Raw genomic sequence first — 18,936 nt, forward strand, 5'->3', positions numbered from 1 at the left:
AGAACCGTATGGGGAATTGTTGATGTCCGACAAAAGTCTAGGACTGCAGATCCCTGTCGGCCAGACGCCCCAGGATGAGGGCGATCCGCAGCGTGAACGCCGAGCGGACATCCGATGGCGACCACCCGGTGACGTCTGTCACACGTCGGAGCCGGTAGCGCACGGTGTTGGGGTGGACGAAGAGCATCCTGGCGGCCCCTTCGAGGCTGCTCGCCTGCTCCAGATACACACTCAGCGTTTCCAGGAGGGCGGAACCCGCTTCTTCGAGCGGTCTGTAGATCTCCTCTACCAACTGGTCCCGCGCGGCCGGGTCGCCCGCCATCGCCCGCTCCGGCAGCAGATCGTCCGCGAGCACCGGCCGGGGAGCGTCCTGCCAGGCACCGCACGCCTTGAGCCCGGCGGCCGCCGCCTGTGCGGACCGGGTGGCGGCCAGCAGGTCGGGCACCACGGGACCGGCGACGACCGGCCCGGCCGCGTACGGGCCGATCAGGGCCTTCGCGACCTGGAGCGGGTTGTCGCTGCCGCCCGCGATGACGACGAGACGGGTGCCGAGCACCCCCGTCAGCACCTGGAGCTTGGCGTGCCGGGCGGCCCGCCTGATCGCCTCCACGGTCAGTTCGCTGTCGCCGTCCGGCGCCGTTCCGAGCAGTACGCAGACGTGCTCGGGGGAGTTCCAGCCGAGCGCGGCGGCCCGGGACACGGCGCCCTCGTCGGCCTCCCCGGACAGCACCGCGTTCACCACGAGTGATTCCAGCCGGGCGTCCCAGGCGCCCCGGGCCTCGGCGGCCTGGGCGTACACCTGGGCGGTCGCGAAGGCGATCTCGCGGGCGTAGACGAGCAGCGCCTCACGCAGCACCGACTCGTCGCCGGGCGCGGCGACTTCGTCGATCGCGGCCTCCATGACCTCGATGGTCGTACGCACCATCTCGACGGTCTGCCGCAGCGTGATCGCCCGGGTCAGCTCGCGCGGCGCCGTGCCGAAGACATCGGTGGAGATGGCCTGCGGGGTCTCGGGATGCCGGAACCACTCGGTGAACGCGGCGATCCCGGCCTGGGCGACCAGGCCGATCCAGGACCGGTTCTCCGGTGGCATGGCCCGGTACCAGGGCAGCGACTCGTCCATGCGGGCGATCGCGTTCGCGGCCAGCCGGCCGGAGGACTGCTCCAGCCGTTTCAGGGTCGCGGCATGGAGATGGGCGTCGTTCGCGGCGGGCTGCTCAGGATCGGGTCGGGGCACGGACACAAGACTGCCCTATCCGGACGGCTGCCCGGAGGGGCGGGGCGGTCCGCGGGTCGCGGCGCCGGGTAGTGGCCCGCGACCGGGCCCCTCTTCCCGCGCGGCGGGCTACCGTGGGGCGGGTGATTTCCGTACGTCGCTCGGGCGACCGATTCAGGGGCGGGGACGAGGCGGCCGGGATCGAGTCCCGGCACTCCTTCTCCTTCGGTTCCTTCTACGATCCGGACAACCTCCGCTTCGGCCCGGTCCTCGCCTGCAACGAGGAACGCCTCGCCCCCGGCGCGGGCTTCGACGAGCACCCGCACAGCCACACGGAGATCGTGACCTGGGTGGTCGAGGGGGAGCTGACCCACCGCGACTCCACCGGCCACGCGACGGTCGTACGGGCCGGGGACGTCCAGCACCTCAGCGCGGCGGGCGGCGTCCGGCACGTCGAACGCAACGATGGGGACACCCCGCTGACCTTCCTCCAGATGTGGCTGGCGCCCCTGGATCCGGGCGGCGAGCCCTCGTACACGACCGTCCCCGGCATCGCCGACTCCACCCCGTACGCCCTCCCGGAGGCGGGCGCGATGCTTCATGTACGGCGGCTGGGGACGGGCGAGCGCACGGCGCTGCCGGACTCGCCGCGCGTGTACGTCCATGTGGTGGCCGGGAACGTGCGCGTCCGCGACGAGGAGCTGACGCCCGGCGACGCGGCCCGGATCGCCGGCGAAGAGGGCCTGGAACTGGTGGCGGGCGGACCGGCCGAGGCGCTGGTCTGGGAGCTGCCGGACTGATCCGGGCGAAACAGCCCTCAACTGCCGCTGTGCGCCGGGTACGGGCTGACCATGGTGTTGAAGTAGCCGTCGGGGGCTTCTTCCAGGTAGTCCAGCAGGTTGTCCAGGAACGCGCGCAGCGGCGGGGTCGCGTTGTGCAGGTCCAGATCCTCCTGGGAGCGCCACACCTCGTACAGGAAGAGCCGGCCGTCGTCGTGCGCGTGCAGGTGGTACTCCAGGTTGCCCTCCTCCTGGCGGGTGGGCTCCACGAGGGAGTCGAGGAGTTGCCGTACCTCGTGGGCACGTTCCGGCCTGGGGCGCAGGAAACCGTAGAGGGCGATGGGTGCTTGCGTTGCTGTCATGCCACCAACGCTAGGATCTGACATCGATGTGAGGTTCAAGGTCATCGTGCGTGAGGTGGGTCACATGAAGATCGGCGATCTGGCCCGTGAGACGGGCGTGAGTGTGCGCCTGCTGCGTTACTACGAAGACCAGGGGCTGCTCGCCTCGCACCGGACGGGCGGTGGTCACCGCCTCTACACCGCTGATGCCCCGATCACGGTCGCGCGGATCCGCACCCTGCTGGCCGCCGGCCTCGCCACGAAGGTCATCCGGGATCTCATGCCCTGCTTCCTCGGCGACGGTCCCGAACTCGACGCCTGCGTCCAGGAGCATCTGCGGACACAACTGCGGCAGATGGACAGCCGCATGACCGACCTGCAACAGGCGCGCACCTCGCTCAGTGACCTCATCGACGCGTCCGCGCGAGCGACCCGGGCCGTGTCCGCACCCGCTTGATACCGGCTCAGGAGCCCGGAGTCACCAGTCGAGGCTCTCCATGTCGTCCTCGGTGGCCTCGCGGTAGCCCGTGATCACATCACCGTCGAACTCCACGACGTAGGAGTCCTCGTTGTCGAGCCCGCACGCCTTGCACCATTCCGGGTAGCCGGGCACCCGGAACCGGCACGTTCGCGCAGACCCCTTGGCCGTGCCCGACCACGTGATCGCGTCCCCGACGCTCGCAAGGGCGACGTCACCGGGCAGGTCCTGACGGCGGCGCCTCCCCGGGTACGGACGGTATCGGCCATTAGTGATCTCGTACTACCGGGATAGCGCGACCTGTTGGCATCTTGGCCCCGGTAAGTCCCCGACCGGCGCAACGGCGAGAGAGATCATCTGCCGGTGTCTCAGGAGTACGGCCATGGTTCGCCCGCCGTTCGCCGCGGCGGCCTAGTTTTCGCAGACAGCGCCGACGTTCGCATCCTGAATCACTCTCCCCCCAGAGGTCCCCCTGATGACTCTCACCACCACCGAGCCCCCCTGCATCGACCCGGAGCACTCCGGCGGCCCGGAGACCGCACCGGCCACCGGCGCGGCGGACACCACAAGCCCCGCCGGCGAACTCCACATCACCCGGCGCCGGATGTTCCAGACGGCAGCCGTTGCCCTCGGCGCGATCGCGGCCGGCCCGGTCGCCGACGCGGTCGGCGGCAGACGGGCCGAGGCCGCCGAATACCACCTGCCCAAGGGTTTCAACGGAGACATCTCCGACCTGAAGCACGTGGTGATCCTGATGCAGGAGAACCGGTCCTTCGACCACTACCTCGGGCAGCTGCCCGGTGTGCGCGGCCACCACGACAAGCAGGTCCTGAGGTTCCAGGACGGCACCGACGTCTTCCAGCAGCGCGACGCCAACGGCACCATCGTGCCGCCGGCCGTGTCCACCGCCACCTGGAGCGACAACCACAGCTTCTACGGTGCCAACGAGGGGCGGTGGAACACCTGGGTGAAGGACAAGGGCGACCACTGCATGTGGTACTACGCGCCCGACTACATGCCGTGGATGTACTCGCTCGCCTCCCAGTACACCGTCTGCGACATGAACTTCTGCTCGCTGCACGGGCCGACCATCCCGAACCGCTACTACCTGATGACCGGTTCGGGGGGCGGCGAGACCACCAACGCCAGGCAGAACGACTACAGCCGAAGCTGGACCACGGTCCCCGAGCAGCTCCAGCAGGCCGGCATCGACTGGCGGGTCTACTCCGACAACAGCGGCAAGGGCGTCGGCGGCAGCCTCCAGAGCGGGTTCGTCGGTGAGTACGGCTGCAACGTCACCAACAGTTTCGCCTCCTTCGACCCCCGCACGGCGGACGAGGGCGACCTCGAACCGGGCAGCGGCAAGATCTGGAAGGCCAACTCCTTCGTCTACGAGGGCGCCACCACGCCCAACGACGACTCCGAGGCGAACCTGGACGCCGTGCTCCGGGACCTGATCGCGGCCTGCGAGCCGGGAGCGGAACATCCGCTTCCCGAGGTCTCCTGGGTGGTGATGCCCGCCGCGTGGAGCGAGCACCCGGGCTTCGACACCGTGCACGGCGAGCGCTACATGAACAAGGTCCTCAAGACGCTCCAGAGCAACGAGGACATCTGGAACCACACCCTGGTGATCATCACCTACGACGAGAACGACGGAAAGTTCGACCATGTCCTGCCCCCGCGCCCGGAGCCGGGCACGGTCGGTGAGTACTCCGGCAGCACCCCGTACGGCTTCGGCCCCCGGGTGCCGATGGTGCTGGTGTCGCCGTGGACGCGGGGCGGCCATGTCGCCTCGGAGGTGTTCGACCACACCTCGACGGTGAAGTTCCTGGAGACCTGGGCCGCCCATCTGGGCAAGCCGTTCACCTGCCCGAACATCACCGAGTGGCGCCGCTCCATCGCGGGCGACCTGACCAGCGCGATCGACTTCGCGCACCCGTGGCCGGGGCCGGTCGTCATCGCGGACCCGGTCACCGGGACCCCGCCGAAGCCGTCGCGGGACCGGATGAAGCCGCGCGGCCTCTCCTTCCACCCGCACACCACCCTCACCGAGAACCGGGCCGACGGCACGGTGACCGCGTCCATGACCCTGTCCGGCGGCCCTGCGGGCAAGGCGGTGAGCCTCCAGGTCTTCCCGGACCAGTACCTCCCCTTCGCCAACACGCCGTACACGGTGACCGGGACGGCCCCCCGCTCGTACACCTGGGACGCGACGGAGACCGACCGCAAGTACGCCTTCTCGGTCTACGGGCCCGACGGCTTCCTGCGCTCCTTCGCCGGGCAGCTGATTCCCGCGCACGGGAGCAACCAGCGGCACATCGGCATTCCGCGCGTCGAGGCGGAGCTGGTCGGCGGCAGACGCGCCACGGTCAGGCTGAGACTGCGCAACGACGGCAAGCGGCCCGTCCGTTACACCCTGAAGGCCAACGACTACGTCGGCGGCACCCGGAAGTACACGGTCCCCGGCGGCCACTCGACCGTCGTGCACTGGCCCACCGAGGACGGCTACTACGACGTCGTGCTCACCGCCGACACCGGGACCGGCTGGAGCCAGCGGTATGCGGGGCGCGTGGCGACGGTCTGAGCCCATAGGGCGGGTCGCCGTTCACACGTGACGCGTGCTTGGCATCAGAGACATGCCAAGCACGCTGTGAGCTCGGCGGACAGTGCAAGGCTCCCCCAGAGGAGGATGTCGCCGACCGGCCGGACCGGGCTTCCCGCGTCTTCACGCAGCATGGTCAGGTGAACGGCGACGGAGGCCGGCGTCGAACACGGCTGTCAGCAACGCGCTCGCGCCCAACAGCGCCGGCAGTCCGACCACCAGCGTGATGGGGAGCATGGCAACTCCCGGCGGGAGGCCGCCGTCCAGCCATGCGATCCATGCCGGTGTGAGGGCGGCAAAGGCCACACACAAGACAGCCATCGATACCGACGACAGCGCCGACCCCGGCCGTTCGGCCGCATGTCCGCCCGGCAGCCGCGCCATCTCAACCCCGCCCGACAGCCCCGATCACGTCGTGCGAAGGCTGCTCACGAAGCCGCGCCAGGCGTCGGCCGCGATGACGATGACCGGCCCGTCCTGGACCTTGCTGTCGCGGACCGGCACGGAGGCGGCGCAGCCGGTCGCCACCTCGACGCATTCGCCGCCGGTGCTGCCGCTGTACGAGGACTTACGCCAGGCGGCGCCGCCGGTCACGGTGCACTCGACGCAGTCGCCGCCGGTGCTGCCGCTGTAGGAAGACTTACGCCACTGCGCGCTCTTCAGGTCGGGGCCGGTTTCCATAACGCTCCTCCATCACGCGGGCGATCAGAGCCGCCGATTCCTCCACGGAGAGGGCTGCGGCCTGCAGATGAGCGTATCGGAGCGAGCCCTCTTTGACCGTGTCGGGGCTGGCGGTCATATGACCGGAGATGAGGTCCTCGGTGTAGATGATGTCCGGGTCGTCGTCGAAGCGCAGGAGGTTGAACGACCCGTCCAGGCTTGCATGTTCACCTGCCGCGAAGGGCAGTACCTGGATGCGCATCCACCGGTTGGCGGAGAAGTCCAACAGCCGCGTCAGTTGGGCCCGCATGACCTCGTGGCCACCGATGGGCCGGTGCAGTACGGCCTCGTCCAGGACGGCCCAGGCCAGCGGCGGCCGTTCGCGCTCCAGAATGCGCTGGCGCTCCATCCGGGCGGCGAGCAGGCCCTCCAGATCGTCCGGCATACCCGTGGCCAGCACGGCTCGCGCGTAGTCCTCCGTCTGCAACAGCCCGTACACCAACTGCGCCTGGAACGTGGAGATGTACGCGGCCTTGGCCTCCATCTCCGCGTACGCCTGGAACCACGTCGGCAGTTGGCTGCGCAGGACCAGGCCCACCAGGCGGGAGAACACGCCGTCCGTGCCCAGGGCGGCGTCCACCCGCTCGGAGAAGTCGCGGGTGGGGATCTTCTTCGTCGTCTCGACCTGGCCGATCAGCGAGCCCGTGCAGAAGATGATCTCGCCCAACTGCTGCTGCCTGAGGCCGTGTGCCTCGCGCTGTCGGCGTAATTCCCAGCCGTAGTAGTCCAGGGGGGACGCGCAGGGGTCGAGCGACTGGATGTTGGCCACGGTGGGGACCTCCGGTGTGCAGGCGCGACGCGCAACGCCTCGCGGCGTTCGGTTCCGTAGGTAGCCGAGCGTAGTCACCTGCTCGCACGATGGTGACATGAATCACGTAATTTCCCCCCAGGTCGAGTCCCAGGTCGAGTCCCAGGTCGAGTCCCAGGTCGAGTCCGAGGCCGGGGCCGAAGAGCCGGTCTACCGGGCCGACTTCGCCATGGGTGAGCACTCGGCCCGGCATCTGCGGCGCATCCTGCGCCTCTACCTCAAGGGGTGGGGGCTCATCGGCGTGGCCGACGCGGCGGAGCTCGCGTTCACGGAGCTCATCGCCAATGTGGTCCGGCACGTGCCGGGCCGCCGCTGCCAGACGTTCATCTTCCGGCTGCCGGGCGGCGAGGGCGTCCGCGTCGAGGTGGCGGACGGCTGCCCCGAGGTGCCTCGTGTGGTCGAGGGCGATGTGCTCGACGAGGGCGGGCGGGGGCTGCTCCTGGTGGACGCGCTCACCGACAAGTGGGGCGTGGAGGTGCGCCGGGACGGCGGCGGCAAGACGGTGTGGTTCGAGTGCCTGGCCGCCGCGTCCGGGATCGGTCCGGTTACGCAGACAGCTCGGCCAGCACCGCGTCCGTGAACGGCGGCCACACCTCGGCCGCCCACGGCCCGAAGGCCCGGTCGGCGAGCGCCACGCAGGCCGCTCCCGCGACCGGGTCGATCCACAGGAAGGTGCCGGACTGGCCGAAGTGCCCGAAGGTCGCGGGGGAGGAGTTCGCGCCGGTCCAGTGCGGGGACTTGGAGTCCCGGATCTCGAAGCCGAGGCCCCAGTCGTTGGGGTTCTGGTGGCCGTAGCCCGGCAGGACGCCCTTCAGCCCGGGGTGCACGACGCTCTGCGCCTCCAGCACCGTGCGCGGGTCGAGGAGGCGCGGGGCCTGCACCTCGGCCGCGAACCGGGCCAGGTCGTCGACGGTGGAGACGCCGTCGCGGGCGGGCGAGCCGTCCAGGGTGGTCGCGGTCATGCCCAGGGGCTCCAGGACCGCCTGGCGGACGTACTCCGGGAACGGGATGCCGGTGGTCTTGGCGATATGGTCACCGAGCACCTCGAAGCCCGCGTTCGAGTACAGCCGCCGGGTGCCGGGCGGGGCAGTCACCCGGTGCTCGTCGAAGGCCAGACCGCTGGTGTGGGCGAGCAGGTGCCGGACCGTGGACCCCTCCGGGCCCGCAGCCTCGTCGAGCTCGACCGCGCCCTCCTCGTACGCCACCAGCGCCGCGTAGGCGGCCAGCGGCTTGGTCACGGAGGCGAGCGGGAAGCGGTGCGCGGTGGGACCGTGCGTCCCGAGGACGGTCCCGTCCGCTCGTACGACGGCCGCCGCCGCGGTGGGGACGGGCCAGTTCTCGATCATCGCCAGGCTCTGCATGCCTATGAGACTAAGGGCTGTCCGAAACTCGGCTCCGGTTGCGCTTGCTTCGAGTGCACTCCAAGGTTCTAGCGTGGAGGCATGACGGTGATGGATACCACGACGACCCCGACGAGGACCGATATCTGCGTATCGGCCCCCAAGGCGTATCCGCGTCCCGAGGGGCAGGACCAGTACACGATCAGCGAGGTGGTCGCCTTCACCGGGCTCACCGCGCACACGCTGCGCTGGTACGAGCGGATCGGGCTGATGTCGCACGTCGACCGGTCACACACGGGTCAGCGCCGTTTCACCAACCGTGACCTGGACTGGCTGAACTTCGTCGGCAAGCTGCGGCTGACCGGGATGCCGGTCGCCCACATGGTCCGTTACGCGGAACTGCTGCGCGAGGGCGACCACACCTTCGAGGAACGCCAGGAACTGCTGGAGGCGACCCGCCGCGACGTACGGACGCGGATCGAGGAGCTCCAGGACACCCTCGCGGTACTCGACCACAAGATCGACTTCTATGCGGGCGCCCGGCGGGCGCCGGAGAGGCCCAGTGCCTGATGACTGACAACAAGATCGCCACCGCGGAGCTCGGCAGGGGCGGACCGCAGGTCGGCGTCCAGGGGCTCGGCTGCATGGGCATGAGCGAGTTCTACGGGGACACCGACGAGGCCTCCGCACGCGAGACGCTGGAAACCGCGCTGGCGGCCGGTGTCACGCTCTTCGACACCGCCGACATCTACGGCAGCGGCGCCAACGAGACGTTCATCGCGCCGTTCGTCGGGGCGCACCGGGACGAGATCACCCTCGCCACGAAGTTCGCCATCGAGCGCCGGGACGACGACCCGCACTACCGGGGCATCCGCAACGACCCCGCGTACATCCGGCAGGCCGTCGAGAACAGCCTGCGCCGGCTGAACACCGACGTGATCGACCTCTACTACATGCACCGCCGCGACCCGGCCGTGCCGCTGGCCGAGTCCGTCGGCGCGATGGCCGAGCTGGTCCAGCAGGGCAAGGTCAAGCAGCTGGGGCTGAGCGAGGTCACCGGCGCCGAGCTGCGGGAGGCGCACGCCGTGCACCCGATCGCCGCCCTGCAGTCCGAGTGGTCCCTCTTCAGCCGGGACAGCGAGCGCAGTGCGGTGCCCGCCGCCGTGGAGCTCGGCGTGACCGTCGTGCCGTACTCGCCGCTCGGCCGGGGCTTTTTGACCGGGGCGTTCGCGGACGCGGGCAAGGACCTGTCGAAGAACGACTTCCGGCAGTTCCAGCCGCGCTTCACCGGCGACAACGCGAAGACGAACGCCGCCCTGCTGGAGCCGGTCCGCAAGATCGCCGCCGCTCACGGGGCGACCGCCGCCCAGGTGGCGCTGGCCTGGGTGCAGCAGCGCGCCCAGGTGCACGGCCTGACCGTGGTGCCGATCCCGGGCACCCGCAGGAGCAGCCGCCTGCTGGAGAACGTCGGCGCCACCCGGATCACCCTGACGTCCCAGGAGCTGGCCCAGCTGGAGCCGATCGCCGGCCAGGTCGCCGGGGACCGCTACCCGGACATGAGCTCGACCTCCACCGCCCGCGAATAGCCGGCGCGGCCGATCGCGCCCGGACGACCGGGCGCGATCGGCCCTCGGGTACCGACGGGCCCTCGGGAGCGATCAGCCCTTGGCCCCGAACTGCCCTTTGACGTCCGCGCCTTCGGCGATCGCGGCGAAGGCGTGCAGCGACTGCGTCCCGGGAGCGAAGTAGCCGGTGTGCCCGTGGGCGTCGGTGGCCGGCACCCGGCGGGCGCCGAACGCGGCGGACGTCGGATCGGGGCCGTGGCCGAGACCGGCGAACTCCACGTGGGGCACCTTGCCGATCCAGTCGCTGGGGTCCTTGGCGGCCCACACCCGGGCATCGGTGTGCAGGGCGCGGACGTTGGCGGCGCGCATCCCGGGCGATCCGAGGACGACCAGATCCGTGGCGCGCAGCCGGGACGCGGCGAGGCCGCAGACCACGGAGCCGTAGCTGTGGCAGAACACGGCGGGCGTGGGCAGTCCGTCGGCGGCCAGCCCGTCGTCGAACCGGGTCAGCCGGTCGGCGCCGGCCTCCGCGAGCGAACCGGTCGCCGCGTCCACGCCGAGGCCCACGGGCGTGGTGTACCCGGCCCAGGCGATCACGGCACTGCCCCGGCCGGTCTGCGCGTAGAGGGACCTGGCCATGCCCGCCGGGGTGCCGTACACATCGGTCCGGCGGTCGAAGGTCCCGGCATCGATGTCCGAACCCGGCACCACCACGGACACCTGCCGCGCGGCCCTCAAGTCGCCGAAGACCTCCACCACCTGACCCCGGCCGCGCGGGTCGAACGCGAGGATCTGCCGGTGCGGGTCGGCGGCGAGATGCGCGTACCGGGGGTCGTGACCGGCCCTCAGCGCAAGGGCGTTGGCCCGGTAGCGCAGCTCGACCGGTACGCCGTCCAGGTTCCCGACGACGAGCGGGTGCCGCGCGATCAGCGTCTGCCGGTCCTGCTCGCCCAACCCCCTGAAGAACGCGCTCACTTCGGCCGGGGTGTCCCGCTCCGGATCCGGCAGCTCCCGCCCCAGTACCTGGTCCGCCCGCCAGGCGGCGGCACCGGGCGGCGGCCCGGTCAGCGCCTGCTGGGCGTTGCCCGAAGCCCAGCCCGCCGTCCCGGCCACCACCGTGGTCGCCAGGGCGACCGCCACCAAGGTCCTCGCGTAACGGCGCATCAGGCCCTCCCCCTCCGGCTGAGCCGGATCCCGTCACACCGTTCGGCGCGACGGGAGGAAGGTAGGAAGACGGCTGGTGCGGGGGCGTCACACCGGGGGGCCAACTGCCGGGTGATACCGGGGTAGGGGGTGTACCAGCCCCTACCGCGCGGGCCTCACGCCCCGCCCGCCACCACGACGCCCGCCTCGTACGCGAAGATCACCGCCTGGGCCCGGTCGCGCAGATCCAGCTTCGCGAGTATCCGCCCGATGTGCGTCTTCACCGTCTGCTCCGCCAGCACCAGCTGCCCGGCTATCTCCTGGTTCGACAGCCCCCGGGCGATCAGCTCCAGCACCTCCGTCTCGCGCGGAGTCAGCCCGTTCAGCCGCAGCGCGGCCCCGCCGCGACCGGCCCCCGAGGGCCGTTGGCGGGCGAAGTCCGCGATCAGGCGCCGGGTCACCGACGGGGCGAGCAGCGCGTCGCCCGCCGCCACCACCCGTACCGCCGAGATCAGGTCCGCCGGGGGTGCGTCCTTCAGCAGGAAACCGGACGCCCCGGCGCGCAGCGCCTCGTACACGTAGTCGTCCACGTCGAACGTGGTCAGCATCAGCACCCTGGGCACATGCGTCACACCCACCGGCGGGTCCAGCAGCTCGCGCGCCGCCGCCAGGCCGTCCATCTCGGGCATCCGGACATCCATCAGCACCACGTCCGGATGGACCCGGCGGCTGACGTCGATGCCCTGGCGCCCGTCCGGCGCCTCACCGACCACGTCGATGTCGGTCTGCGCCGCGAGCAGCGCCGCGAACCCCGCCCGCACCATGGCCTGGTCGTCGACGATGATCACTCGGATGGTCAAGAGTCCTCCGGAGACGTAGCGGGAGAGGGGACGGAGGCGGCGCCCGGTGGCGTCGGCGGTGGCAGCGGCAGCCGCGCGGCCACCCTGAACCCCCCGTCCGGCAGCGGCCCGGTGTCCAGCGTGCCGCCGGTCAACCGTACGCGCTCGCGCATCCCGACCAGCCCGTGTCCCGTCCCCGTCGTCTCCAGCGGTTCGCGCGGCGAACCCGTCCGCTCCGGCGGGCCGTTGACGACCAGCACCGTCAGATGCGCGCCGTCGGAGGCGACCGACACCCGGGTCCGGGCACCCGGTGCGTGCCGGACCACATTGGCCAGGGCCTCCTGCACGATCCGGTACGCGGACAGGTCGACCGCCTGCGGCAGGCCCGTCAGCCCGGCGGGCAGCGACAGTTCGGCCGGGAGCCCGGCCCGCACCGTCGCCTCCACCAGCTGCTGCAGCCGGTCCAGGCCCGGCTGCGGTGCCCGCTCGCCCTCCGTGCCCTCGCTGCGCAGTACCGTCAGCAGCCGCCGCATCTCCCCGAGGGACTCGCGCGCGCTCGCGGCGATCGACTCGAACTCCTCGCGGACCCCGTCCGAAAGGCCGCCAAGACGGTACGGGGCGGAGTCCGCCTGCACCGTGATCACCGACATGTGGTGCGCGACCACGTCATGCAGCTCGCGGGCGATCCGGGTGCGCTCCTCCAGCAGGGTGCGCTGCGCCCGCTCGGCCTCGCTGATGGTCTCCTGCTCGGCCAGCCGGCGCTGCGCGACGCCCCGTTCCCGTACCGCCGCGCCGATCACCAGCACCACGGCGCCGAGGATGATCAGCAACAGCGTGCTGCCGTTGCCGCGTCCGGGCGCGACCAGGCGCAGGACGAGGCTCACCGCGCCCGTCGCCAGCCAGACGGAGACCAGGGTGCGCCGGGTCTCGCGCAGGGCGAGCGCGAGCAGCAGGAAGAGGTAGCCGAACAGTACGGGCGGCGGCCACGGCCACACGTCGTACTCCTCGGCCGGGTGTTCGAGCATGACGAGCGCGCCCGCGACATCGGCCGTGAAGATGATCCACCAGGCCTGCAGCGGCCGGTGCGCCAGCATCAGCAGCGGCGCGGCCTGGGCGACGGCGAGGACGCCCGCGATCCCGGGGCTCATGCCGTACTGGCTGGTCAGGACCGAGATCGTGACCGGCACGAAGAGCACCGCGAGTGCGGTGACGACGATGTACGGCATGACCCGCTGCCACCGCCTCGGGGCATCGGCCAGGAGCGGGGTCGGCGGATGGGAGGGGTGGGAGAGTCCGTGGGCCATCTCGCGCAGATTGCGGCGGGCGGCGCTGAGCAGCCCGTCGGCCGCCTGCGGCGCGGACGACGGGGGCGGGGGCTGGGGTGAAGTGGGCATGGGCTGCTCAGCGTAGGCAGCGCGCCCACCCCTCGGCGTCATACCGGAGTGCCGGTTCCGCGGGCCCCCGGCTCGTACGGGGGTATGACCCGGACCGGCGCGGGAGCCCTACAGCTCGGCGAGCAGCTGGGCCTTCTTCGCGCTGAACTCCTCGTCCGTCACCAGACCCGCCCGGTGCAGCTCGCCGAGGTGGTGGATCCGCTCCGCGATGTCCGCCGGGTCACGCCGCCCGGCGGATGCCAGGGCCGTCGTCGCGGCGGCGGGCGTGGACTGCTTCCTGCGGACGGACTCCAGTACGGCCGCGGCGAACGGCAGCGACTCGTGCACCGGGCCGTACCCGAGGCCGAAGATCACCGCGGCGGGGTCCTCGTCGGCCCGGGTGGGCCGGGCGGCCACCGGCTGCACGCTCCGGGCGGTGCCCGTGCACAGCGCCGGGCCGCCGGGTCCGGCGCCCTCGGCCGCCGCCGGACCCGTGCCCTCCAGCCCTCTGGGCACCAGCCGCAGATAGCCCTCGAACGCCTCGGGGGAGCGCCACTCGACACCGCTCAGTTCGGTGACCGGGAACGTCTGGTCGCCCGCCTTCCACTTCTGCGACGAGGCGCCCGTCCAGAACCACCGGAAGGAGATCCGGTCCCCGTCGAAGCTGGCCCGGCCGTCGTAGGCCTTGAAGCGCATCGGCGCCTCGGGTGCCGCGACCAGGAAGCGCTCGGCGGGTTCACCGGCGTCGGGGCCGAGCCGGGCCCGCAGCTCGTCCGCGTAGTACTCGGCGAGCGTCTCGCGCTCGGCCGGAAGCACCAGGCGGTAGGGGTCGCAGCCGTCCTTCAGCTGCCCGGCCGCGGCCTCCAGCAGCGGATCGGCACCGGGTCTCGGCACGGCACGCAGCACCACCGTGCCCCGCTTGCCCGGGGTCAGCGTCACCGACGACAGCGCCGTGTGCGGGACGCGGCGCTCACGGAGGCTCTGGAACAGCCTCGGCGTTCGGATACCCCGTTCGAAGCGGATGAGCACGGAGTCGGTGTCGAACTCCCAGGTGGCTTGAATTCCGGCCAGCACATCACCCATGTGCCTCATCGTATGCGGCACTTGCCCGCACGTCCCCCCTCGGAGTCGACGGCAATCCGCGATCGGGCACGGCTCTCTACGCGCGTCAGACCGTCTCGTCGCCGGAAATTCGTTCGTGGCAGGCGCTGTCCGCCTGCGCACAGGTCACGGAACCGTAGGTGCCGACACCGATCGCGGCGAAGTTGCCGAGGCTCTCGGTCCCCGGCTCGAAATAGCCGCTGTGGCCGATCGCGTCGCCCGCGGCCGCGATCCGGGCACCGAAGCCCGGATCGACCGGGTCGGCCCCGTGACCCAGCCCGGCGACCTCCAGGTTCGGTACGTCCGCGATCCAGTCGTCGTGGTCGCGCATCGCCCACACATTGGCCCGGGTGTGCAGCTCGCCGGCGTTGTCGGCGCGCATGCCCGGACTGCCCGCGACCGCGATGTCGGTCACCCGGGCGGGCAGTTCGCGGGCGGCCACGCCGCACAGGACGGAGCCGTAGCTGTGGCAGAACAGCGAGACGGGCGCCTGGCCCGGGAGCGCGCCGACCAGTGCGTCGAGCCGGACCGCCCCGCGCTGGGCGAGGTTCCCGAGGGCGGCGTCCACGCCGATGCCCACGGGCGCGGTGTAGTCGGCCCAGGCGATCACCGCGGTGCGTACGCCGGGGCCCGCCGTCCGCTCCGCCGCGTACAGGGACTTGGCCATGCCGACCGGGGCGGCGTTGGTCTTGGTCCCGGTCCGCTCCAGCGTCAGCAGGTTGGTGTCGACGCCCGGTACGACCACCGAGACCCGCTCGGCCCGGTCGAGATCACCGAAGACCTCGGCGGCGTGGCCACGGCCCGACGGGTCGAACGCGAGGAAATGGCGGCCCGGGGCGAGCATCGACCGGAAGCGGTCCAGCCGGCGGACCGCCTCGGCGCGCCCGTCGGGGGAGAGCCGGATGTCGTGCGCCCGCTGCTCCTCGACCGTGCCCGCCTGCGCGAGCGCGAGCCGGTTGGCCCGGTAACGCAGGGTGACGGGTGCGCCGTTCAGGTTGCCCACCACCAGCGGGTACCTGTCCGCCAGCCGGACGCGCTGCCCGGCCGTGAGCGTGGCGAAGAAGTGCGCCAGTCGGTGCGGCTGGGCGTCGGCGGGCGGCAGCGCGCGGCCCGCTATCGATCCCTTGGCCCAGGAGGCGAGTGCGACAGTGCGTGGCTCGTCGGAGCGTTGATGACGCACGGCGGTCCAGCCAGTGGTCGCCAGCATCACGAACACAACCGCGATGGCGAGCAGAGTGCGCCATGCGGTGAGCGTCGGGGAGGAATCGAAGGAAGTCACTCCGGCCCACATTAGGAGACGCGCGCCCGAGGTCGTGAAGCGGGTGACGCACATCACCCGACTGTGGGGAATGGAACCCCTCTTCCCTCACGCTCCGTACGGGCCGCCCGCACGCTCCGCCGAGCTCGGCATCCCGCAGGTGTCGCATCCGGGCGGCGTGGCCCGCGTGTTGTGAGCTTGGCCATACCCCGGGTCCGAGACATGCGGCACACGGCCGGGTCCGGAGGCGTGCCAGTCCCCGGCGAGCGCCGGGCCCAACTGGTCGAGATACACCTCGGTCAGCGTCCGCAGCGAGTCCACGCTGGTCTCCCGCCCGTGCCCCCAGAGCTGGCCGGTCACCCGTATGACCCCGGAGAACGCGGCCACGGCGACGCGCGGGCGCGGGTCCAGTTCCACGTCCAGGCCCTCGCGCTCCGCGATCAGCAGGGCGATCTGGTTCTCCAGCTCGCTGCTGCGCCGCAGGTGGGCGGCGAGCAGGGAGGGCGTCGACTCGATCATCTGGTAGGTGCGCATGTGGAGTTCGACCGGGATCAGGGCCTCGATGGCCTCCCCGATACTGTTCCAGGCGCAGAGGACCGCGCGGCGCATGGCCTCGAAGGGGGCCTCCGAAGCGGGCCGTTGGCGCAGTTCGGAGATGAAGCGCGACTCCACCATCTCCTGGACGGCGAAGGCGGCCGACTCCTTGCCGGCGAAGTAGCGGAAGAAGGTGCGCTGGGAGACCTCCACCGCGTCGACGATCTCGTCGACGGTGGTCTCGTCATACCCCTGGGTGGTGAAAAGATCGAGGGCGGCATGGAGCAGCGCGTCCCGGGTGCGGCGCTTCTTGCGCTCGCGCAGCCCGGTCGGATACTCGGCGGCTCGTTGCCCGTCGGTCACTGAGCTGGTCCTCTTTTCCCGCTTTGTCCAGCTCAGCTTACCTGTGAGCTACGTGACAGTTACCGACTTGTGAAATCGTTTGTCAACTGTCAGCGGCTGACACTAATCTCCGGGTATGACTAGTCAGACCACCGTCGAAAAGGCACCGCGGGAGCCCCGGGATGCCCCTGTTCCCGCACCTGCCAAGGGGCTGCGCGGCCACCCCTGGCTGACGCTGTTCTCCGTGGCCATCGGCGTGATGATGGTTGCGCTCGACGGCACGATCGTCGCGATCGCCAACCCCGCGATCCAGAAGGACCTCGGCGCCTCGCTCGCGGACGTCCAGTGGATCACCAACGGCTACATGCTCGCCCTCGCCGTCTCCCTGATCACCGCGGGCAAGCTCGGTGACCGGTTCGGCCACCGCCAGACCTTCCTGATAGGCGTCGTGGGCTTCGCCGCGGCGTCCGGCGCCATCGGCCTCTCCAGCAGCGTCGTCCTCGTGATCACCTTCCGGGTGCTCCAGGGCCTCTTCGGCGCCCTGCTGATGCCGGCCGCGCTCGGCCTGCTCCGCGCCACCTTCCCGGCCGAGAAGCTGAACATGGCGATCGGCATCTGGGGCATGGTGATCGGCGCCTCGACCGCCGGTGGCCCGATCCTGGGCGGCGTGCTCGTCGAGCACGTCAGCTGGCAGTCCGTCTTCTTCATCAACGTGCCGGTCGGCGTGATCGCGCTCGTCCTCGGCGTGCTGATCCTCAAGGACCACCGCGCCGAGAACGCGCCCCGCTCCTTCGACTTCGCCGGCATCGTGCTGCTGTCCGGCGCGATGTTCTGCCTGATCTGGGCCCTCATCAAGGGCTCGGAGTGGGGCTGGGGCGACCCCAAGACGATCGGCTTCCTGATCGCCGCCGTCGCCCTGTTCGTCGGCTTCGCCCTCGTCCAGCAGCGCGTCAGCGAACCGCTGATCCCGCTCGCGATGTTCCGCTCCGTGCCGCTTTCCGCCGGTACGGTCCTGATGGTGCTGATGGCCTTCGCCTTCATGGGCGGCCTGTTCTTCGTCACCTTCTACCTGCAGAACGTGCACGGCATGAAGGCCGTCGACGCCGGTCTGCACCTGCTGCCGCTGACCGCGATGATGATCGTCGCCTCGCCGCTGGCCGGTTTCCTGATCACCAAGTTCGGTCCGAGGGTCCCGCTGGTCGGCGGCATGGTGTGCACCGCCGTCGCGTGCTTCGGGATGTCCCAGCTGACCGTGGGCACCGGCACCGTCACCATGTCGGTCTGGTTCGCCCTGCTCGGCCTCGGCCTCGCGCCGGTCATGGTCGGTGCCACCGAGGTCATCGTGGGCAACGCCCCGATGGAGCTCTCGGGTGTCGCCGGAGGCCTCCAGCAGGCCGCGATGCAGGTCGGCGGCAGCCTCGGTACGGCCGTCCTCGGCGCCATCATGGCCGCCCGGGTCGACGCCGAGCTGGCCGACAACTGGAAGGACGCCCAGCTGCCCCCGCTGTCGGGCGAGCAGCTGGACCAGGCGTCCCAGGCCGTCAAGGTCGGCATTCCCCCGGTCGCCCCGGGGACCCCGCCCGAGGTCGCCGGCAAGATCGCGAACGTCGCCCACGACACGTTCGTGTCGGGCATGAGCACGGCGTTCATGGTCGCGGGCATCGTCGCGGTGATCGCGGCACTGGTCGCCACCCTGACCAAGCGCGGTGCGAACGCCGAAGCGGGTATGGGCGCCGGTCACATCTGATCCGACCGCCCCTCCCCGACGCCGGACGGCGTCAACACAGTGCGCACGACAGCCCCGCCGGAACCCTCCGGCGGGGCTGTCGCCTATCAGGGTGGTACGGCCCCCGGCCCCTTCCCGTGCCCTCGCCCCGCAGCTCAGGCTGGGTGCGGAAGATCCACATCAGCGGATCGACATCTGCGGTCCATATCGGCAGATCCGCTTCAGTACGGGGGTTCATTCACATGCGTACAACCGTTGTCGGCGCCGCGCTGGCCGTCGCAGCCCTGGCCGTCACCGCCCTGCCCGTCACTCCCGCCCCGCAGGCGGTGGCGCAGGCCGCGCCCGTCCGGCTCGGCGCCTGCGGGAGCGGCCAGCTCTGCCTCTGGGCGAAACCCGATTTCACCGGGAGCCGGCAGATCCACGAGCTGTCCACCATCGACATCGACAGCTGCGTGCCGCTGCGGGCGGGCTCCACCGTCCAGGCACTCGCCAACCGCACCGGCCGCCCGGTCACCACCTACCAGTCGGCCGAGTGCGCCGAGACCGGCGAGTTCGAGACCTACCCGGGCGGCGGCACCTGGCTGCCGCGCTCCCCGTACCAGGTCCGCGCCTTCAAGGTCTGGGAGAACTGACCCGGGAAACGCGGCGGGGGGGGGGGGGGGGGGGGGGGGGGGGGGCCCCCCCCCGCCCCCCGGGGGGGGGGGGGGCGCCGCCCCGCGCGGGCGGGGGGGGGGGGGGGGCGGGGCCCCGGCGCGCGCGGGGCGGCCGCCG

General features: G+C 71.3%; 19 protein-coding genes and 1 pseudogene. 8 read left to right on the forward strand and 12 right to left on the reverse strand.

What is annotated here, in order from left to right; translation table 11 throughout:
* Window positions 1-37 precede the first annotated feature (37 nt).
* Window positions 38-1,237, reverse strand: coding sequence for a PucR family transcriptional regulator (locus ACGFU6_RS15690; protein WP_393611160.1), 1,200 nt, complete (start codon window positions 1,235-1,237; stop codon window positions 38-40).
* Window positions 1,238-1,359: 122 nt separating this feature from the next.
* Between ACGFU6_RS15690 and ACGFU6_RS15695 the strand changes: the two genes are divergently transcribed.
* Complete coding sequence (locus tag ACGFU6_RS15695) at window positions 1,360-2,016, forward strand: pirin family protein (protein ID WP_393611162.1); 657 nt, start codon at window positions 1,360-1,362, stop codon at window positions 2,014-2,016.
* 17 nt (window positions 2,017-2,033) lie between these two features.
* On the opposite strand, the gene ACGFU6_RS15700 is transcribed toward ACGFU6_RS15695, so the two are convergent.
* Window positions 2,034-2,357, reverse strand: coding sequence for a putative quinol monooxygenase (locus ACGFU6_RS15700; RefSeq protein WP_393611163.1), 324 nt, complete (start codon window positions 2,355-2,357; stop codon window positions 2,034-2,036).
* A gap of 64 nt (window positions 2,358-2,421) precedes the next feature.
* Between ACGFU6_RS15700 and ACGFU6_RS15705 the strand changes: the two genes are divergently transcribed.
* A complete protein-coding gene (locus tag ACGFU6_RS15705) occupies window positions 2,422-2,793 on the forward strand; it encodes a MerR family transcriptional regulator (protein ID WP_393611164.1) in 372 nt (123 codons plus the stop codon).
* Window positions 2,794-2,814: 21 nt separating this feature from the next.
* On the opposite strand, the gene ACGFU6_RS15710 is transcribed toward ACGFU6_RS15705, so the two are convergent.
* On the reverse strand, window positions 2,815-2,949 hold the full coding sequence (locus tag ACGFU6_RS15710; protein ID WP_393611166.1) for a hypothetical protein: 135 nt from the start codon (window positions 2,947-2,949) through the stop codon (window positions 2,815-2,817).
* A gap of 340 nt (window positions 2,950-3,289) precedes the next feature.
* Between ACGFU6_RS15710 and ACGFU6_RS15715 the strand changes: the two genes are divergently transcribed.
* Complete coding sequence (locus tag ACGFU6_RS15715) at window positions 3,290-5,398, forward strand: alkaline phosphatase family protein (protein WP_393611168.1); 2,109 nt, start codon at window positions 3,290-3,292, stop codon at window positions 5,396-5,398.
* Between the two features lie 426 nt (window positions 5,399-5,824).
* Here ACGFU6_RS15715 and ACGFU6_RS15720 read toward each other — a convergent pair whose 3' ends face one another.
* Entirely contained in the window at window positions 5,825-6,097 is a 273-nt protein-coding gene (locus ACGFU6_RS15720) for a DUF397 domain-containing protein (protein ID WP_393611170.1), read from the reverse strand.
* Complete coding sequence (locus tag ACGFU6_RS15725; protein WP_393611172.1) at window positions 6,057-6,905, reverse strand: helix-turn-helix transcriptional regulator; 849 nt, start codon at window positions 6,903-6,905, stop codon at window positions 6,057-6,059. Before ACGFU6_RS15725 ends, ACGFU6_RS15720 begins: the two co-directional genes overlap by 41 nt.
* A 97-nt stretch (window positions 6,906-7,002) precedes the next feature.
* Between ACGFU6_RS15725 and ACGFU6_RS15730 the strand changes: the two genes are divergently transcribed.
* Window positions 7,003-7,524 carry an ATP-binding protein gene (locus tag ACGFU6_RS15730; protein WP_393611174.1) on the forward strand — a complete coding sequence of 174 codons (522 nt, stop codon included), beginning with the start codon at window positions 7,003-7,005 and terminating at the stop codon, window positions 7,522-7,524.
* Here ACGFU6_RS15730 and ACGFU6_RS15735 read toward each other — a convergent pair.
* On the reverse strand, window positions 7,490-8,305 hold the full coding sequence (locus ACGFU6_RS15735; RefSeq protein ID WP_393611176.1) for a serine hydrolase domain-containing protein: 816 nt from the start codon (window positions 8,303-8,305) through the stop codon (window positions 7,490-7,492). The two genes, ACGFU6_RS15730 and ACGFU6_RS15735, sit on opposite strands and share 35 nt — an antisense overlap.
* An 81-nt stretch (window positions 8,306-8,386) precedes the next feature.
* On the opposite strand from ACGFU6_RS15735, the gene ACGFU6_RS15740 reads away from it, so the two are divergent.
* Both ACGFU6_RS15740 and ACGFU6_RS15745 read left to right on the forward strand, forming a co-directional pair.
* Window positions 8,387-8,854, forward strand: coding sequence for a MerR family transcriptional regulator (locus ACGFU6_RS15740; RefSeq protein WP_393611178.1), 468 nt, complete (start codon window positions 8,387-8,389; stop codon window positions 8,852-8,854).
* Window positions 8,854-9,870: an aldo/keto reductase gene (locus ACGFU6_RS15745; RefSeq protein WP_393611179.1), complete on the forward strand. Its 1,017-nt coding sequence runs from the start codon at window positions 8,854-8,856 to the stop codon at window positions 9,868-9,870. Before ACGFU6_RS15740 ends, ACGFU6_RS15745 begins: the two co-directional genes overlap by 1 nt.
* 72 nt (window positions 9,871-9,942) lie before the next feature.
* On the opposite strand, the gene ACGFU6_RS15750 is transcribed toward ACGFU6_RS15745, so the two are convergent.
* The 6 genes and pseudogenes from ACGFU6_RS15750 to ACGFU6_RS15775 all read right to left on the reverse strand — a co-directional run.
* Window positions 9,943-11,013 carry an alpha/beta hydrolase gene (locus ACGFU6_RS15750; RefSeq protein WP_393611181.1) on the reverse strand — a complete coding sequence of 357 codons (1,071 nt, stop codon included), beginning with the start codon at window positions 11,011-11,013 and terminating at the stop codon, window positions 9,943-9,945.
* A gap of 155 nt (window positions 11,014-11,168) precedes the next feature.
* A complete protein-coding gene (locus ACGFU6_RS15755) occupies window positions 11,169-11,852 on the reverse strand; it encodes a response regulator (RefSeq protein WP_393611183.1) in 684 nt (227 codons plus the stop codon).
* A complete protein-coding gene (locus ACGFU6_RS15760) occupies window positions 11,849-13,225 on the reverse strand; it encodes a sensor histidine kinase (RefSeq protein WP_393611184.1) in 1,377 nt (458 codons plus the stop codon). Before ACGFU6_RS15760 ends, ACGFU6_RS15755 begins: the two co-directional genes overlap by 4 nt.
* 108 nt (window positions 13,226-13,333) lie before the next feature.
* Entirely contained in the window at window positions 13,334-14,287 is a 954-nt protein-coding gene (locus ACGFU6_RS15765) for a DUF4429 domain-containing protein (protein WP_393611186.1), read from the reverse strand.
* A gap of 85 nt (window positions 14,288-14,372) precedes the next feature.
* On the reverse strand, window positions 14,373-15,584 hold the full coding sequence (locus tag ACGFU6_RS15770) for an alpha/beta hydrolase (protein WP_393611188.1): 1,212 nt from the start codon (window positions 15,582-15,584) through the stop codon (window positions 14,373-14,375).
* 222 nt (window positions 15,585-15,806) lie between these two features.
* Window positions 15,807-16,460: pseudogene (locus tag ACGFU6_RS15775) on the reverse strand (TetR/AcrR family transcriptional regulator); the annotation flags it as partial.
* Between the two features lie 238 nt (window positions 16,461-16,698).
* Between ACGFU6_RS15775 and ACGFU6_RS15780 the strand changes: the two are divergent.
* Window positions 16,699-18,186, forward strand: a complete 1,488-nt coding sequence (locus ACGFU6_RS15780; protein ID WP_393611226.1) for a DHA2 family efflux MFS transporter permease subunit — start codon at window positions 16,699-16,701, stop codon at window positions 18,184-18,186.
* Between the two features lie 221 nt (window positions 18,187-18,407).
* Window positions 18,408-18,797 (forward strand): peptidase inhibitor family I36 protein, encoded by a 390-nt coding sequence (locus ACGFU6_RS15785; RefSeq protein WP_393611189.1) that lies wholly within the window; start codon window positions 18,408-18,410, stop codon window positions 18,795-18,797.
* Window positions 18,798-18,936 lie beyond the last annotated feature (139 nt).

The organism is Streptomyces sp. NPDC048462, assembly GCF_043200175.1.
Classification (GTDB): domain Bacteria; phylum Actinomycetota; class Actinomycetes; order Streptomycetales; family Streptomycetaceae; genus Streptomyces.